This window comes from Streptomyces sp. NPDC051940 (genome assembly GCF_040680895.1).
GTDB lineage: Bacteria > Actinomycetota > Actinomycetes > Streptomycetales > Streptomycetaceae > Streptomyces.
This window is the reverse complement of record NZ_JBFAXR010000022.1, coordinates 68,004-83,986: the sequence shown is the minus strand read 5'-3', so window position 1 is coordinate 83,986 and position 15,983 is coordinate 68,004. Positions and strand designations below refer to the sequence as shown.

Genomic DNA, 15,983 nt, shown 5'->3' with positions numbered 1-15,983 from the left:
TGGGGGCGGGGGCGGGGGTCGCGCAGCCTGCGGGCAGGCGTGCCGCAGGGCGGCACGGGTGGGCGCAGGCGAACCGCAGCCATCGTCACCCGACGCGACCACAGCACACCCGCCGCCGACGGCGGACCCGCACGCGGCGGGGTCCAGGGGCGTAGCCCCGGACCCCGTGCGGGGAGTGGCCGCGCGGCGAGGCGCGGGCTACAGGAACGAGTTGATCTCGATCGTCTCGTCGCGGCCCGGGCCCACGCCGATCGCCGAGATCGGCGCGCCCGACATCGACTCGAGCGCCTTGACGTACGCCTGGGCGTTCTTCGGGAGATCCCCGAAGGTCTTCGCCTTCGAGATGTCCTCCGACCACCCCGGCAGGTACTCGTACACCGGCTTTGCGTGGTGGAAGTCCGTCTGGCTGTACGGCAGCTCCTCCACCCGACGACCGTCGATCTCGTACGCCACGCACACCGGGATCTGCTCCCAGCCGGTGAGGACGTCGAGCTTGGTGAGGAAGAAGTCCGTCAGACCGTTCACCCGCGTCGCGTACCGCGCGATGACCGCGTCGAACCACCCGCAGCGCCGGTCGCGCCCCGTGGTCACACCCCGCTCGCCGCCGATGCGGCGCAGCGCCTCACCGTCCTCGTCGAACAGCTCCGTCGGGAACGGTCCCGCGCCCACACGCGTTGTGTAGGCCTTGAGGATGCCGATCACCCGGTTGATCTTGGTCGGCCCCACACCCGCACCGGTGCAGGCGCCTCCGGCCGTCGGGTTGGACGACGTGACGAAGGGGTACGTGCCGTGGTCGACGTCGAGCAGCGTGCCCTGGCCGCCCTCGAAGAGGACGACCTTGCCCTCGTCGATCGCGTCGTTCAGGATCAGCGTCGTGTCGGCGACGAAGGGCGCCAGCTGGTCGACGTAACCCAGCAGCTCCTCCACCACCTGGTCCACGGCGATCGCGCGGCGGTTGTAGAGCTTGGCGAGGATCTGGTTCTTGAAGTCGAGGGCCGCCTCGACCTTCTGCCGCAGGATCGACTCGTCGAAGAGGTCCTGGACCCGGATCCCGACGCGGTTGATCTTGTCGGCGTACGCGGGACCGATGCCGCGTCCGGTCGTACCGATCTTCCGCGTACCGAGGAACCGTTCCGTCACCTTGTCGAGCGTGGTGTGATACGGCGTGATCAGATGCGCGTTACCGCTGATCAGCAGCTTGGACGTGTCGACGCCCCGGTCGTTCAGCCCGCTCAGCTCGGAGAGCAGGACCGACGGGTCGACGACCACACCGTTGCCGATGACCGGCGTGCAGCCCGGCGAGAGGATTCCCGAGGGGAGCAGGTGCAGCGCGTATTTCTGGTCGCCGACGACCACCGTGTGACCGGCGTTGTTGCCGCCCTGGTAACGGACGACGTAGTCGACGGAGCCTCCGAGGAGGTCGGTGGCCTTCCCCTTGCCCTCGTCACCCCACTGAGCACCGAGCAGCACAAGTGCGGGCACAGGCGTACACCCCTTCCGGGCGGGGCATGTCCAACGATGGCGGAGGCTCCCGGCGCTCCGTTGCGCCTGGGGGACGACCGTGGCCTGGCTGGACCGCGCCCCGGAATAGACGAAGCCCCTGGCGTTATCGCGCAAGGGGCTCTTGCACCGAGATGTTACCTGAGGAAGGGCCCGTAGTGTCAGCTGTGTCGCTGCTCGTGGTCGTCGACCCGGCCGCACGGCGTGTGGACGCGGAGTCCGTGCGTATCGCGAAAGACGTGCTCAGCGCGGGTGCGGCCGCCAAGATCTGCTTTCCGGAGGGGCCGGAGGAGATCGAGCGTGCGTTCGCCCATCGGGGTGCCAAGCGGCCCGTGCTGGTCGGCGACGACCTCGCGCTGCTGCGGACCGTACGGCTGCTGCTCCGCGAGCGCTCGCTGGCGGACACCGCGCTGTCCGTGGTGCCGGTGGGCCCGGCGGCCGGCCTGGCCCTGACCCGGCGGCTCGGCGTCCCGCAGGACACCGTGGCGGCGGCACGGGCGGTGCTCGACGGGGTGGAGAAGCGGCAGGGGCTGCTGACGGACGACTCGGGGGGCGTGGTGCTCGGCGGGCTGCGGGTGCCGGCCGGCCACGAGGCGCCCGCGGGCCCCGCGGACGGGAGCGTCTGGCCGCGGCTGCGCGAGCGGGTCCATCGCCTCACCGGCCTGGCCGCGCCCTGCGCCCCGAAGCAGGCGTCGGTGCCGACCGCGCTGCGGGTGGAGGCGGACGGCGTGCTGCTCGCCGACCTCGACCACCCCGTCCACCAGGTCGAGGTCCACCCCGGCGAGACGGGCGGTCTGGCGGAGGTCCTCGTCGCCGACGGCCGTACGCCGGTGCGGGCGTCGGCCCGCAGTGTGCGGATCTCCGGGGCGGACTTCCGGTACCGGGCCGATGCGGTGATCGGCGGGCCCGTCCGTACCCGTACGTGGACCGCGCAGCCGGATGCGTGGCGGCTGACGCTGCCGCGGTGAGCGCGCGCCCCCCGGCCCGCGCGGCCATCGTGGGGGGATGAGCGACATACGGCGCAACCACCGGCGTCTCAGGCTGGCCACCGGTCTCATAGGCGCTGTCGCCCTGTTCGGCGGGGGCGTCGCCTTCGGCAGCTACCTGGCCGAGGACGACCGGAAGTCCGCCGAGGCCGCGCGGCTGTCATCCGTTCGGACGCACGACCTCGGGGAGATCACGGTCACCCCGCAGCAGGAGCAGGCGGCCCGTGCCTCGCTCGCCTCCCGGGTCGGGGTGGACGAGGCCACGCGCACGGCGGTCGCGGCCGTACCCGGGCCGGCCACCGCGGCGGAGCTGCGCACCGAGCAGGGCGGGCTGGTGTGGGAGGTGGAGGTGCTGGACGGCGACGACGTCTGGCACGCGGTGACGGTGGACGCGGGTACGGGCCGGGTGCTGCGGTCGCGCGCGGACTTCCAGGACGACGACGCGGCGGCGAACGCGCGGGCCGCGAAGGCGGCGCTGGTCCCGCTGCCGGACGCGGTCGACGTGGCCGTCGCGGCGGTCGGGGGTGGGGCGGTGACGTCCGCGGAGCTGGACGCGGAGTTCCGCGACGGGGTGCGGCTGCACTGGAAGGTCGAGGTGCAGGGGGTGGATGCGCGGCAGCACGATGTGTTCGTCGATGCGGTGGTGGGGCGGGTGCTGGACAGTCGTGTCGGCGCGGACACGTGACGACCCTGGGGGTCGTGTTGCGCTGCGGGGGTGTGCGTTCGTCACCGTGATGCCTGGCGGCGGGCGTTGTCGGCGCTGCGCGCCTCGGCCTCAAGCGCCGGCCGGGCTGGTTTGGGTCCTTCGCCCTGTTCCGCCGGACGGCGGAGGTGCGGTCGCGCTGGCGCCTGCGGCGCGCTTCGGCTTCGCCGAAGTCCTCAAACGCCGGACGGGCTGGGGTGCGTCCCTCGCCCTGTTCCGCCGGACGGCGGAGGTGCGGTTCCGCCGGCGCCTGCGGCGCGCTTCGGCTTCGCCGAAGTCCTCAAACGCCGGACGGGCTGGGATGCGTCCCTCGCCCTGTTCCGCCGGACGGGCTGGGATGCGTCCCGTTTTACAGCTTGCCCTCTGCTACCAGTTCCTCGCGGCGGGCCGTCCAGCGGTCCATCAGGGTGCCCATCTCTGCCTGGAGGAACGTCATGAACTGCTGCGTCTCCGCCACCCGGTGGCCCGCGGGGGTGTCCCGGCCCACTGCCTGGACGCCGTCGGCGAGGATCGAGACCCAGCGCTTCAGGGTGAGGTCGCGGGCCGCGAAGGTCTGGAACCACTGGTCCGCGCGGACGCGGTAGCGCTCGCGGCGGGAGCCGGGGTCCGTCTCGCGGCTGACCATGCCGACCTGGGAGAGGTAGCGGATCGCGCCCGACACCGCGGCGGGGCTGATCGTCAGCCGCTCGCCCAGCTCCGCCGACGTCAGCGCGCCGTTCTCCGAGGCGAGCAGCGCGGTGAAGACGCGGGCGGCCATCCGCTGCATGCCGGCGTCCGTCAGCTCGGCGGCGAAGCGCTCGATGAACTGGCGGGTCTCCTCCTCGGTGCTGCTCATGGGCCCTATTTTCCCTTCTGCGCCGGTGCTGTCGACAATCCTAACGCTTCCTTAACTTCACAAATTTGTGAACGTAGGTCTACGGTGGAGGCATGACCAAAGCCATCACCGTCTCCGGCCTCACGAAGTCCTTCGGCCGGACCCGCGCACTCGACGGTCTCGACCTGGAGGTCGAGGCGGGCGAGGTGCACGGGTTCCTCGGACCGAACGGGGCCGGCAAGTCCACCACCATCCGCGTCCTGCTGGGCCTGCTGCGCGCCGACGCCGGCGCCGCCCAGGTCCTCGGCGGCGACCCCTGGCACGACGCCGTCGCGCTGCACCGCAGGCTGGCGTACGTCCCGGGCGACGTGGAGCTCTGGCCGAACCTCACCGGCGGTGAGGCCATCGACCTGCTCTCCCGGCTGCGCGGCGGCCTCGACAAGGCCCGCCGCGACGAGCTGATCGAGCGCTTCGACCTGGACCCGACCAAGAAAGGCCGCGCCTACTCCAAGGGCAACCGGCAGAAGGTCGCCATCGTCGCCGCCCTGGCCTCCGACGCCGAGCTGCTGCTCCTGGACGAGCCGACGGCGGGCCTGGACCCGCTGATGGAGGTCGTCTTCCAGGACGTCATCATGCAGGCGAAGGCCGCCGGCAAGACGGTGCTGCTGTCGAGCCACATCCTGGCCCAGGTGGAGAAGCTCGCCGACCGGGTGAGCATCATCCGCCTCGGCCGGATCGTGCAGTCCGGCTCGCTGAGCGAGATGCGGCATCTGACCCGTACGACGGTCGAGGCCGAGACCGAGCGCCGGCCGGCCGGCCTCGCGGACCTCCCCGGCGTGCACAACGTCCGCACCGACGGCGACCGCGTCCACTTCGCGGTCGACGGCGCCCGGATCGACGCCGCCGTACGAGTCCTCGGCGAGGCCGGCGTACGCAGCCTGATCGCGCACCCGCCGACGCTGGAGGAGCTCATGCTGCGCCACTACGGCGACGAGCTGGCCGCCAACGGGCATGTGAACGGCGAGGCGACGGACTGATGACCACCGTCACACCGGCCGCCCGTACCGGGGCCGCCCAGGAGGAGTCCCGGCCGGGCGCCTTCGCCGGCACCCGCACCCTGATCCGCTTCAACCTGCGCCGGGACCGCGTCCGGATGCCGGTCTGGGTGCTGGCCCTCTTCCTCAGCACGCTGTCCACCCTCAACAGCCGCAAGACGCTGTACAAGGACCCCGAGGACATCGAGGGCCTGGTCAAGACCATGGACAGCCCGGCCGGTCTCGCCATGAGCGGACCGCGCCACTATCTCGACGACTACAACTTCGGCTCGATGCTCGGCCACCAGCTGCTGGGCTTCACCGCCGTCATGGTCGGCATCATGAGCGTGCTCATGATTACCCGGCACACCCGTACGGAGGAGGAGACGGGCCGCGCCGAACTGGTCCGCTCCACCGTCGTCGGCCGGCACGCGCATCTGGCCGCCGCCCTGTCGGTGGCCGCCGTCGCCAATGCGGCACTGGCGCTGCTGCTGGCCGTCGGCCTGGCCGGCCAGGGTGTGGACGGTGTCGACGCGGCGGGCTCGCTGCTCTACGGCGTCGACCACTTCGCGATCGGCATGTTCTTCGCGGCGGTCGCCGCCGTCACGGTGCAGGTCACCTCGCACTCGCGCGGCGCCTCGGGGATGGCGATGGCGGTGCTGGGCGTGGCGTACGCGCTGCGGGCCTCCGGCGACGTCGGCAACGGCGTGCTGAGCTGGCTGTCCCCGATCGGCTGGGTGCAGCGCACCTACGTCTACGTCGACGACGACTGGCTGCCGGTGCTGCTGACCCTCGCCGTGGGTGCCCTGGTCGCCTACGGAGGCTTCCGGCTCTCGCTGCGCCGCGACGTCGGTGCGGGGCTGCGCCCCGACAAGCGCGGGGCCGCCCACGGCTCGCAGGCGCTGACCACGCCGCTGGGCTTCGCGGTGCGGCTGCACCGCGGGCTGTTCGCCGGGTTCGGGGTGGCGTCGTTCGTGCTGGGGGTGATGTACGGCTCGATCCTCGGCGACGTCGAGGACATGCTGGGCGACATCGACCAGCTGCAGGACGCCCTCGCCGAGGCGGGCGGGGCGACCATGGCCGAGTCGTTCGCCTCGATCGTGCTGATCGTCGTCGCGGTCGTGTCCGCGGTGTACGTCGTGATGGCCGCCCTGCGTCCGCGCTCCGAGGAGACGGCGGGCCGCGCCGAACCGCTGCTGGCCACGGGGCTGTCCCGGGCCCGCTGGGTGGGCAGCCACGTCGTGGTCGCCATGCTGGGCGGTACGGCGACGCTGCTGCTGGCGGGCCTCGGCTTCGGGATCTCCGGGGCCGCCTCGACCGGGGACGGCGGGCTGTTCCTGAAGCTCGTCGGCGCCTCGCTGGCGTACGCGCCCGCCCTGTGGGTCACGATCGGCGTGGCGGTGCTGCTGTTCGGCTGGCTGCCGCGCGCGACGGCGGCGGCGTGGGCCGTACCCGTCTACGCGTTCGTCGTCGGCTATCTGGGCCAGCTGTTCGAGTTCCCGGACTGGATGAACGACCTCTCCCCCTTCGGCCACGTACCGCAGCTCCCGGCGAAGGACATGTCCTGGACGCCGATGCTGCTGCTCACGGCGGTCGCGGCGGCCCTCGTCTGGGCCGGCCTGGCGGGCTTCCGGCGCCGGGACCTGGAGACGAAGTAGTTCAGAGCTCCACCAGCACCTCTGCGGGGCCGCGGATGACGAATCCGTCCCCGAGGCGGGGCTCCGACGCGAGTTTCAGCGTCGGGGCCTCGCGCAGCAGCGCCCCGAACGACGCCTGCAGCTCGATCCGGGCCAGCGGGGCGCCCAGGCAGTAGTGGATGCCGGCGCCGAAGCTGACGTGCGGGTTGTCCGTACGGGCCAGGTCCAGGGTGTCCGGGTCGGCGAAGGCGGCGGGGTCGCGGTTGGCGGACCCCATCAGGCAGGCGATCTCCGAGCCGCGCGGGATGGTCGTCCCGTCGATCTCGATGTCGTCGAGCACCCAGCGCTCGAAGAGCTGCAGCGGGGTGTCGTGGCGCAGCAGCTCCTCCACAGCTGTGGACAGCAGACCGCGGTCCGCGCGCAGGGCGGCCAGCTGCTCCGGGTGCCGGAACAGCGTCCACCAGCCGCCGGACGTGGTGTTGACCGTCGCCTCGTGGCCCGCGTTGAGCAGCAGCACACAGGTGGAGATCATCTCCTGTTCGCTGAGCCGGTCGCCCTCGTCGTACGCGGCGATGAGCCCCGAGATCAGGTCGTCGCCCGGGTTCCTGCGCCGGTCGGCGATGAGTTCGCGCAGGTACGCCGAGAACTCCACGGACGCGCGGACGGCCTTCGCGGCGGTCTCCGCGGGCGGGTTCAGCTCGTACATCCCGCAGATGTCCGCCGACCACGGGCGCAGCTGGTGGCGGTCGGCGTGCGGGATGCCCAGCATCTCCGCGATGACCGCGACCGGCAGCGGCTCGGCGACCATGGCGAGCAGGTCCCCGCCGCCCTGCGCGACGAGCCCGCCGACGAGTTCGTCCGCGAGCCGCCGTACGGTCGGCGTCAGCCGCTCGACCGTGCGCGGGGTGAACGCCTTGGACACCAGCCGCCGGATCCGGGTGTGGTCGGGGGCCTCCAGGTCCAGCATCCCGTGGTCGTTCAGGACGTGGAACGGCTCGTGCTCCGGCGGCGGCGGGGTGCGGCCGAACTCCTCGTGCGTGAAGCGGTGCAGATACGTACGCCCCAGCCGCCGGTCGCGCAGCAGGGCGCTCACGTCCGCGTGGTGCGGGATCAGCCACTGGCGCGTCGGCTCGAACCACAGCGCGCGCCCGCGGGCGCGCAGCTCCGCGAAGGAGGGGTAGGGGTCGGCGACGAAGTCCGGGTCCCAGGGGCGGAAGGGGAGGTCTGCGCTCATGAGGGGACGTTACCCGTGCTCAGGAGGGCGCGACCAGCCTCGCCTCGTACGCGAAGATCGCCGCCTGGGTACGGTCCCGCAGGCCGAGTTTGACCAGGATGCGGCCCACATGGGTCTTCACGGTCGACTCGGCGACGACCAGCCGCCCGGCGATCTCGCCGTTCGACAGCCCCTGGGCGATGAGCGTCAGCACCTCCGTCTCCCGCTCCGTCAGCTCGCCGAGCTGCCGTACGGCGGGGACCCGGGGCTGCCCGCCCTGCTCGGCGAAGGTCGTGATCAGCCGGCGGGTGACCGTGGGGGCGAGCAGCGCCTCGCCGGCGGCGACGATCCGCACCCCCTCGGCGAGCTGGCGGGCGGAGGCGTCCTTGAGCAGGAAGCCGCTCGCTCCGGCGCGCAGCGCCTGGTAGACGTACTCGTCGAGGTCGAAGGTCGTCAGGATGAGCACCTTGGTGCCCGTGTCGCCGGCGACGATCTCGCGGGTCGCCTCCAGCCCGTTCATCTCCGGCATCCGGACGTCCATCAGCACGACGTCCGGCCGCAGTTCGCGTACGCGCTCCACCGCCTCGCGGCCGTTCGCCGCCTCGCCGGCGATCTCGATCCCGGGCTGGGCGCCGAGCAGGACGGAGAAGCCCTCACGGACCATGGCCTGGTCGTCGGCGATGAGGACGCGGATCACTCGGTCACCTCGCGCACGGGGAGGAAGACCTCGACCTGGTAACCGCCGTCACCCGTCGCCCCCGTGGCCAGCTCGCCCTCCAGCATGGTCACCCGCTCCCGCATCCCCGTGAGGCCGTGCCCCGCGCCCGGCGAGGGCTCGCTCTCGGCGGCCGGCGGGCCGTTGACGACGCGCAGGCCGAGGCCGTGGAAGACGTAGGCGATCTCGACGCGGGCGGGGGCGCCCGGGGCGTGGCGCAGGGTGTTGCTGAGGGCCTCCTGGATGATCCGGTACGCGGAGAGCTCGACGCCGGGCGGCAGTTCGCGGACGGCGCCGGTGACGACCTTGTCGACGGTGAGCCCGGCCTCGCGGACGTTCTCCAGCAGCCGGTCGAGGTCGGCGAGGGTGGGCTGGGGGGCGTCGGGGGCTGCGTTCGGCTCGTAGGCCTCGGCCCGTACGACGCCGAGCACGCGTCGCAGCTCCGCCAGCGCGGCCACGGCGTTCTCCCGGATCGTCGCGAACGCGGCGGTCAGCTCCGGCGGCGGGTTCTCGACGCGGTACGGGGCGGCCTCGGCCTGGATCGCGACGACGGACATGTGGTGGGCGACGACGTCGTGCAGCTCGCGGGCGATGGTGGTGCGCTCCTGCAGGAGCGTGCGCTGGGAGCGTTCGTGGGCGGTGACGACGTCCTTCGCCTCGGACTCCCGGTGGGCGGTGCGCCACCCGCGCAGGGCGACGGCTATCAGCAGGACGATGCCGGAGACCACCGCCATGTCCTCGCTGTTGTTGGTCCAGCGGTCCGTCGTCGACGCGGCCACCGCCCCGTACGCGGTGGTGATCGTCCACATCCACACGGCCGCGCTGGGCCGGGCCCGCAGGGCGACGAACGCCATCACGGCGATATGGGACAGGAACGCGCCCGGCGACCACGGCCAGGCCTCATACCAGTTCATCGGCCCGAGCACGGCACCCACCGCCACCAGCAGCAGCGACAGCCAGAACGCGCCTACCGGCCGGAACATCGCCAGCACCAGCGGGAGCCCGGCGGCCGCGCCCGCCGCGGGTGAGCCGCTCCAACCCGTGGCGCTCAGCAGGAAGGCGAACGCCGCGAGCGCGGCGAGCGCTATGTGCGGCAGGCGGCGCAGTACGCGTCGTACGAGACGCGGGATCCGTGCGCCCTCCAGCCGGCGCAGCGCCAGCGGCTGCAGGGGCTCCAGGCGGAACGCCCGGCGGCCCAGGTCCTGCCGCAGCGTCCGGTACAGCAGCTGCGCCGCCTCCTGCAGCACGGCCCACTCGTTCCGCTGCCCACCCTCGTGGGCCTTGCCCGTCACCCGCGTCGTCTCACTCACGGACCTCACGGTAGGGGCCCGCACCACCCCAGGTCATCGCCCTGGGAGGGGATCGTGGGGCGTCCCTCTCAGGTAGTACGACGTCAGCGGACGTGGTCCTTGAGGCGCTCCGTGTCCAGCTCGATGCCGATGGGCTCGGGAAGGGACAGCGTCGCGCCGAACTTCACACTGTGCGCGTCGCGGTAGCCATCCGGGCCGGGGTCGCTGTACAGAGTCACCGTGCCGGCGTCGCGGTCGATCAGCAGGAAGTACGGGATGCCGGTAGCAGCGTAGGAGGAGGGCTTCTCCTGGCGATCGCGGCGGTCCGTGTCGGAGTCGTACGACGTGACCTCCACGGTCATCAGCACACCGTCCGGATCGGCCCAGTCCCCCTGACCGGCGAACGTCCCCTCGGCGGCGAGGACCGCGTCCGGACGGGCCCTGCCCTGGCGGTACTGCTCGACCCGCAGGCCCAGTTCACCCCCGGCGTAGAGCCAGAGGCCCGCACTCTGCATGCACCGCCGCTGCAACCAGGCGACGATCTCGGCATGATCCCCGTCCGGCATGCCCTTGACCCCGATCCGTCCGTCGATGAACTCGAACCTGACGGCGTCGTCGGCCAGCTTCTCGGCAGCCTTGGCGATCTGCTCGAACTCATCGACCGTCACCTGCGGGGCTCGCTCTGCCATAACCGTCATGGTGCACCCCCTTCCGGGCAGTAGCCAGCATGCAAGGTCCAGAGCACGGGGTGCCTGCGATCAGCCGCCCATCACCCTTCCGAGGAAAACCGCCAGGTCACGCCACCCCATCCACGAGCGAATCCCGTCCGCTCAAGCCGCCCGCAGGGCCTCGACCAGCGCCCCGTACGCCTCCGTCCCCGGGGTCATCGGGGCGTAGTGGCCGACGCCGTCCAGGACGCGGACCTCGCCCGTGACGTGCTTGGCGTAGGCGCGTGACAGCTCCACCGGGACCGTTTCGTCCACGGCGCCGTGGAGCAGCAGCACCGGCGCCTCCGGCGCGCGCATCCGCATCGGGTCCGTCTCGTCGAGGCGTTCCCCGACCCGGCCCCCGAGCAGCTCCCCCACCGCGTCGCCGCTGAGCGCCAGCTCGTGCGCCCGCGCGAGGTCCGCGACGGGGGAGACCGCGACGACCGACCGCACCGCCGCCGGGCACCGCGACGCCGCCCACAGGGCGAGGTGGCCGCCCGCCGAGTGGCCGGCCAGGGTGACCGGGCGCGAGCCCGGCAGGGCGGCCAGCGCGGGCGGCAGGTCGTCGAAGGTGGCGGGGAAGCCGCCGCCCCCGCCGATCCGGCGGTACTCCACCAGGGCGACGCAGCGGCCGAGGTCGGACGCGAGCGCCGCCGCCAGCGGCGAGAGGTGCGTGCGGTCGTACGCCTCACGCCAGAAGCCGCCGTGCAGCAGCGCCACCACCGGGTCCCCCGCCCCGTACAGGTCGATGACCTGCGAGGCGTGGTCCCCGTAGTGGTAGCTCCGCGACGGCGCCACCGGCTCCAGCCCGAGCAGGGCCTCGATCTCGACGTCGTCCGGCGTCACCCGTCGTACCTCTCCCTCGTCTGCCGCGACCGCGGGCCGCGGAGCCGGTCAGCGCCCCGCGAGGACGTCGCCGAGCACCCGGGCCGCGGTGTGCGCGTCCTGGAACGACGTATACAGCGGCGTGAAGCCGAAGCGCAGCACATCCGGCTCCCGGAAGTCGCCGATCACCCCGCGGGAGATCAGCTCCGCCATCACCTTGCCCGCGTCCGCGCACCGCAGCGCGACCTGACTGCCGCGCTCGGCGTGGTCCGCCGGGGTCAGCGACGAGACCAGCCCGGCGGGGACCTCCGCGGCGACGCACTGAAGGAAGAAGTCCGTCAGGGCGAGGCTCTTGGCCCGTACGGCGTCGACGGACACCCCGTCCCAGACCTCCAGCGCGGCCTCCAGCGCCAGCATGGACAGGATGTCGGGCGTGCCGACCCGCCCGCGCACCGCGCCGTCCGCCGGCGTGAACTCCGGCCGCATCCCGAAGGGTTCGACGTGGGAGTTCCAGCCGGGGAGCGGGGAGTCGAAGCGGTCCTGCAGAGCGCTGCGGATGTAGAGGTACGCGGGCGCGCCGGGGCCGCCGTTGAGGTACTTGTACGTACAGCCGACCGCCAGGTCCACACCGTGCTCGTCCAGGCCCACGGGCAGCGCGCCCGCGCTGTGGCACAGGTCCCAGACGGCGAGGGCGCCCGCCGCGTGCAGGGCGGCGGTGACGCCCGGAAGGTCGTTGAGGCGGCCGGACTTGTAGTCGACGTGGTTGACGAGCGCCACGGCGGTCCGGGGGCCCGCCTCGGCGGCGATCTGCTCCGGCGTGAGCGCCCGCAGGGTGCGGCCGGTCATCCGGGCGGCGGACTCGACGATGTACCCGTCGGTGGGGAAGGTCGTGACGTCGCAGAGGACCTCGTCGCGCTCCTCCCCGGCCATCCGGATCGCGGCGACGACGGCCTTGAAGACGTTCACGCTGGTCGAGTCGCCGACCACGATCTGCCCGGGCGCGGCCCCGACCAGCGGGGCGATCCGGTCGCCGATCCGCTCGGGCGCGGTCCACCAGCCGGACTCGCTCCACGACCGGATGCGCAGCTCGCCCCACTGCCGGTGTACGACGTCGGCCAGCCGGCCGGGGACGGCGGCGGGCAGGGCGCCGAGGGAGTTGCCGTCGAGGTAGACGGCGCCGTCGAGGACGAAGCGCTCGCGGGCGGAGCGCAGCGGGTCGGCGGCGTCGCGCTCCACCGCCTTCAGGGTGAGGTCAGACATGGCTGCGCGCGCTCCAGAGCTCGGGGAAGACGTTCTTGCGGGCGCGCTTCTCCAGCCAGGCCACCCCGGCGGAGCCGCCCGTGCCGACCTTCGAGCCCATGGCCCGCCGGGTCGCCACGAGGTGGTCGTTGCGCCAGCGCCACACCAGCTCGGCGACCTCCGTCAGCGCCTCGCCGAGGCGGACCGCGTCCGACTCCTGGTCACCGGCGTAGACGGCCGTCCACGCCGCCTCCACCGCCGGATGCGACTCGTGCCGGGCGGTGGGCTCGCGCCGCAGCACCTCGTCCGGGATCGCGAAGCCGCGGCGGGCGAGGAAGTGCAGCACCTCGTCGTACAGCGAGGGCTCGGCGAGGGCCTTCTCCAGCTCGCCGTGGACGCGCGGGGCGCCGCGGTGCGGCACCAGCATGGACGCCGACTTCTCGCCGAGCAGGAACTCCATCCGCCGGTACATCGCCGACTGGAAGCCCGAGCCCTCGCCGAGGGCGGCGCGGTAGGCGTTGAACTGGGAGGGCGTGAGGTGCGCGATGGGCTTCCAGGAGGCGTTGAGCGACTCCAGCTCCCAGACCGACCGCTTCAGCGCGGCCATCGCGACCGGCAGGTCGTCCCGGCGCAGGGCGGCCGCGGCCGTCTCCCACTCGTGGACGATGACGGTGAACCACAGCTCCATGACCTGGGTCGTGACCAGGAAGACCATCTCGCCCGGGTCGTCCGAGCGCGGGTGCTGGAGGTGGGTGAGGACGTCCGCCTGGACGTAGTCCTCGTACGGGGTGGTCCCCGCGAAGTCGAGATTCGGGGTCTCGGGCTCGCCCCCGTGGGCGGGCGCGGGCAGGTGTTCAGAGGACATCGCTGTCTCCGTCGTACGGGCTGCCGGGTAGCGGTCCGCCCCTTCCTGTCCGGCAACAGGGCCCCGGTCCCCTCGGACCCGGCACTGACCGGGCCCACCTCGAATGATGCGCGGTGAACCGGGAGAGGGCAAGGCCACGCCGTACGCGCCCGACTTCGGCACCCATGTCCTGCCAGGGGCTGGGTGAAGGGGACGGACGGGTATGTGTCACGATCTCCCCAGTCTTTGGGGGGTGTTGCTGAATGGCGCAGGACGTCGCGCTGCGGCCGGTGGTGGATCCGGCGCTCGACGAGGCGGAGCGGGAGCTGCTGGGGCGGTCCGGCGACGGGCTGTTTCCCGCCACCAGGCCGCTGCCCCCGGAGCCCCGGCTGGGCGGCCGTACCGGGCCGGACGCGCTGGTGAGCCTGACGGTCTCCGCGGTGTGCGCGTTCCTGCCGGTAGCGGTGCTGCCCTCGCTGCTCGGCCTCGGGGCCGGGCTGGCCGCCGGGCTCGTGGCGCAGGCGGGGCTGGTGGCGGTCTGGTACGCGTACGGGTTCGGCGCGTTCATGGTGACCGCCGCCGGGGCGCACGTGCTGGCCTGGCTGCTGATCTTCGTCTTCCGCTGCGGCACGGACGAGCGACAGCGCCTGGCGCGCCTGCGCCACGGCCGCTACTACCTGGCCGACGACTTCGGCGACGACACCCTGCGCGGGCTGCTGGGCCATGTGCCGCTGCGGCGGATGGAGCGCGCCCAGGCCGCCGTGACGACGGTGCTGGAGTCGCAGGTCGACCGGGCCGGGCTGCTGGACGACATCGCGAACGACGTCACCCTGCCCGCCCAGCAGTGGGAGATCGCCCAGCGCCTGGTCGAGCTGACCGAGCTGGCGCAGAAGGTGCAGAGGGCTGCCGGCGACGCCTCGGGCTCGCGGGTGGAGGAGGTGCTGCGGGCGCAGCGGCAGGCCCTGCGGCTGTCGGCGAGCACGCTGGAGCAGCGGGTCGAGGCCCTGGAGCGGTACGCCGAGAACACCCGGGCGGCGGACGCGGCCTACCGCGAGTGGGAGGCCGTACGGGAGCTGGAGGAGCTGGGCGAGGACATGCAGGACCTGCTGGCGCGCACCGTGCGCGACGAGCTGGCCGTCGCCGAGATCGACGGGCTCGCCGACCGGTCCCGGCTGCAGGAGCTGCAGCGGATGCTGGGCGAGGCGCGGGAGGCGGGGCTGCTGGTGGCGCGGTCCGCGGAGCAGCAGACCGCCCGGGCCGGCGACAGCGGCGGCAAGGCGTAGGGGGCGGACGAGATGAGCGAGACTTCAGGCGCGAGGCGCGAGCCCCATTCCGGCCGCGGCAAGCAGCTGTTCGACCGGGTCCCGGGCGTGGTGTACCTGCTCGGCGTCGTGCTGATCTGCTTCGAGCTGATCGTGCTGGCCGCGGTGGGGATCGCCGCGGCCGTCGACGACCCGGGCGGCAAGGACGGAAAGCCGTCCGCGAAGGACGGGGCCAAGTCCGTGAAGGTCACCTACATCGTGACGGGCGACCATCCCTCGGCGGACCTCGTCTACGCCACGGGGGGAGGCAGTCAGGAGAGCCACCCGGTCACCGTCCTGCCGTTCCGCGAGACCGTCACGCTGGGCCCCGCGGAGGACTTCTACCTGTCCGTCCAGGGCCGCTCCAGCCACGGCTCGGGCACCCTCACGTGCACCGTCGTGGTCGGCGGCAAGGTGATCGAGCAGTCGGAGGGCAGCGGGGACTATCCGTCCACCTCCTGCCAGGGCTCCACCTCGAAGACCCCGCTGAAGGGGACGCCGGTCCCCGAGCTGACGCCGGGTGCCGCCGCCCTGCCCGAGGAACTGCGGCTCACGAAGACCGTCGAGGTCAAGGACTACAAGGGCAAGGGCTCCCGGGTGCTGGGCCGGGTCACCGACACCGACGCCCGGCTGTCGTACGTGGAGCTCGGTGACCCCTGGAGCCCCAGCAAGGCGAGCGACGGGTCGATGGACGGCTTCACCCGCGGTCAGACCTTCCAGGCCGAGCTGGGCTGGGAGGCGGTGGCGAAGTCCGGGCCGGTCGACGGTGACGCGGTGATCGAGGCCACGGACAAGGACCGGCTGCGCAAGCTGGCCGCCGCCGCCCAGGACGACCGGCGGAAGTACGCCTACCCGGACGACGAGACGGTGATCCGCGACGTCGCCTCCCAGCCGCTGCGGATCAGCGGTCACAAGGCGTGGGTGCTGGTCAGCGAGATGCACTTCCGCAAGAAGGGCGTGAAGTCCGGCTACGACCTGTCCGTCGTCGTGGTGGTGGACACCGGCCGGCCGATGCCCTCGATGCTGTGGGTAGCGCTGCCGGAGTCGCAGAAGAAGCGCTTCGCCGACGTCAACACCCTCATCGAGTCGCTGCGGGTCGTCTGACCGGTTCTTCTGACCGGTACGCCCGTGCCCCCGCCCGTGAGGGTCGGGGGCACGGGCCGTGGCGCCGGCGGG

General features: G+C 72.7%; 15 protein-coding genes. 6 read left to right on the top strand and 9 right to left on the bottom strand.

Going from position 1 to position 15,983, the window contains the following annotated elements:
• Positions 1 to 198: 198 nt before the first annotated feature.
• Positions 199 to 1,482, bottom strand: a complete 1,284-nt coding sequence (locus tag AB0M28_RS12155; protein WP_365401887.1) for an adenylosuccinate synthase — start codon at positions 1,480 to 1,482, stop codon at positions 199 to 201.
• A 176-nt stretch (positions 1,483 to 1,658) separates the two neighbouring features.
• Between AB0M28_RS12155 and AB0M28_RS12150 the strand changes: the two genes are divergently transcribed.
• Positions 1,659 to 2,468, top strand: a complete 810-nt coding sequence (locus tag AB0M28_RS12150) for a diacylglycerol kinase (RefSeq protein WP_365401884.1) — start codon at positions 1,659 to 1,661, stop codon at positions 2,466 to 2,468.
• A gap of 37 nt (positions 2,469 to 2,505) precedes the next feature.
• Positions 2,506 to 3,171 (top strand): PepSY domain-containing protein, encoded by a 666-nt coding sequence (locus AB0M28_RS12145; protein ID WP_365401881.1) that lies wholly within the window; start codon positions 2,506 to 2,508, stop codon positions 3,169 to 3,171.
• A 367-nt stretch (positions 3,172 to 3,538) separates the two neighbouring features.
• Here the strand turns inward: AB0M28_RS12145 and AB0M28_RS12140 are convergent, their stop codons facing one another.
• Entirely contained in the window at positions 3,539 to 4,024 is a 486-nt protein-coding gene (locus tag AB0M28_RS12140; RefSeq protein WP_365401878.1) for a MarR family transcriptional regulator, read from the bottom strand.
• Between the two features lie 92 nt (positions 4,025 to 4,116).
• Here AB0M28_RS12140 and AB0M28_RS12135 point away from each other — a divergent pair, with 92 nt between their 5' ends.
• Positions 4,117 to 5,040 carry an ABC transporter ATP-binding protein gene (locus AB0M28_RS12135; protein ID WP_365401875.1) on the top strand — a complete coding sequence of 308 codons (924 nt, stop codon included), beginning with the start codon at positions 4,117 to 4,119 and terminating at the stop codon, positions 5,038 to 5,040.
• The gene (locus AB0M28_RS12130) at positions 5,040 to 6,695 is read left to right on the top strand and encodes an ABC transporter permease (protein WP_365401872.1); all 1,656 of its coding nucleotides are present in this window, start codon (positions 5,040 to 5,042) and stop codon (positions 6,693 to 6,695) included. The genes AB0M28_RS12135 and AB0M28_RS12130 overlap by 1 nt, the downstream gene beginning before the upstream one ends.
• A gap of 1 nt (position 6,696) precedes the next feature.
• Here AB0M28_RS12130 and AB0M28_RS12125 read toward each other — a convergent pair whose 3' ends face one another.
• The 7 genes from AB0M28_RS12125 to AB0M28_RS12095 all read right to left on the bottom strand — a co-directional run bounded on the left by AB0M28_RS12125 (position 6,697) and on the right by AB0M28_RS12095 (position 13,527).
• Complete coding sequence (locus AB0M28_RS12125; protein ID WP_365401869.1) at positions 6,697 to 7,908, bottom strand: cytochrome P450; 1,212 nt, start codon at positions 7,906 to 7,908, stop codon at positions 6,697 to 6,699.
• A 19-nt stretch (positions 7,909 to 7,927) separates the two neighbouring features.
• Complete coding sequence (locus AB0M28_RS12120) at positions 7,928 to 8,584, bottom strand: response regulator transcription factor (protein WP_365401867.1); 657 nt, start codon at positions 8,582 to 8,584, stop codon at positions 7,928 to 7,930.
• Positions 8,581 to 9,939: a histidine kinase gene (locus AB0M28_RS12115; protein ID WP_365401864.1), complete on the bottom strand. Its 1,359-nt coding sequence runs from the start codon at positions 9,937 to 9,939 to the stop codon at positions 8,581 to 8,583. Before AB0M28_RS12115 ends, AB0M28_RS12120 begins: the two co-directional genes overlap by 4 nt.
• 56 nt (positions 9,940 to 9,995) lie before the next feature.
• Positions 9,996 to 10,589: a Uma2 family endonuclease gene (locus AB0M28_RS12110; protein WP_365401861.1), complete on the bottom strand. Its 594-nt coding sequence runs from the start codon at positions 10,587 to 10,589 to the stop codon at positions 9,996 to 9,998.
• A gap of 132 nt (positions 10,590 to 10,721) precedes the next feature.
• Positions 10,722 to 11,444 (bottom strand): alpha/beta hydrolase, encoded by a 723-nt coding sequence (locus AB0M28_RS12105; RefSeq protein WP_365401858.1) that lies wholly within the window; start codon positions 11,442 to 11,444, stop codon positions 10,722 to 10,724.
• Between the two features lie 48 nt (positions 11,445 to 11,492).
• On the bottom strand, positions 11,493 to 12,683 hold the full coding sequence (gene kynU / locus AB0M28_RS12100; RefSeq protein ID WP_365401855.1) for a kynureninase: 1,191 nt from the start codon (positions 12,681 to 12,683) through the stop codon (positions 11,493 to 11,495).
• Positions 12,676 to 13,527 (bottom strand): tryptophan 2,3-dioxygenase family protein, encoded by an 852-nt coding sequence (locus AB0M28_RS12095; protein WP_365401852.1) that lies wholly within the window; start codon positions 13,525 to 13,527, stop codon positions 12,676 to 12,678. Before AB0M28_RS12095 ends, kynU begins: the two co-directional genes overlap by 8 nt.
• Before the next feature lie 242 nt (positions 13,528 to 13,769).
• Here AB0M28_RS12095 and AB0M28_RS12090 point away from each other — a divergent pair, with 242 nt between their 5' ends.
• Together AB0M28_RS12090 and AB0M28_RS12085 are read left to right on the top strand one after the other, a co-directional pair.
• The gene (locus AB0M28_RS12090; protein ID WP_365401849.1) at positions 13,770 to 14,789 is read left to right on the top strand and encodes a hypothetical protein; all 1,020 of its coding nucleotides are present in this window, start codon (positions 13,770 to 13,772) and stop codon (positions 14,787 to 14,789) included.
• A 12-nt stretch (positions 14,790 to 14,801) separates the two neighbouring features.
• Entirely contained in the window at positions 14,802 to 15,911 is a 1,110-nt protein-coding gene (locus tag AB0M28_RS12085) for a hypothetical protein (protein ID WP_365401846.1), read from the top strand.
• The last annotated feature ends 72 nt before the right edge of the window (positions 15,912 to 15,983 follow it).

Bases quoted from the DNA above. Each gene is read 5' to 3' on its own strand.
- AB0M28_RS12110 (WP_365401861.1), bottom strand. From the start codon at position 10,589: ATGACGGTTATGGCAGAGCGAGCCCCGCAGGTGACGGTCGATGAGTTC.
- AB0M28_RS12090 (WP_365401849.1), top strand. From the start codon at position 13,770: ATGGCGCAGGACGTCGCGCTGCGGCCGGTGGTGGATCCGGCGCTCGAC.
- AB0M28_RS12085 (WP_365401846.1), top strand. From the start codon at position 14,802: ATGAGCGAGACTTCAGGCGCGAGGCGCGAGCCCCATTCCGGCCGCGGC.
- kynU (WP_365401855.1), bottom strand. From the start codon at position 12,683: ATGTCTGACCTCACCCTGAAGGCGGTGGAGCGCGACGCCGCCGACCCG.
- AB0M28_RS12125 (WP_365401869.1), bottom strand. From the start codon at position 7,908: ATGAGCGCAGACCTCCCCTTCCGCCCCTGGGACCCGGACTTCGTCGCC.
- AB0M28_RS12095 (WP_365401852.1), bottom strand. From the start codon at position 13,527: ATGTCCTCTGAACACCTGCCCGCGCCCGCCCACGGGGGCGAGCCCGAG.
- AB0M28_RS12130 (WP_365401872.1), top strand. From the start codon at position 5,040: ATGACCACCGTCACACCGGCCGCCCGTACCGGGGCCGCCCAGGAGGAG.
- AB0M28_RS12135 (WP_365401875.1), top strand. From the start codon at position 4,117: ATGACCAAAGCCATCACCGTCTCCGGCCTCACGAAGTCCTTCGGCCGG.
- AB0M28_RS12145 (WP_365401881.1), top strand. From the start codon at position 2,506: ATGAGCGACATACGGCGCAACCACCGGCGTCTCAGGCTGGCCACCGGT.
- AB0M28_RS12140 (WP_365401878.1), bottom strand. From the start codon at position 4,024: ATGAGCAGCACCGAGGAGGAGACCCGCCAGTTCATCGAGCGCTTCGCC.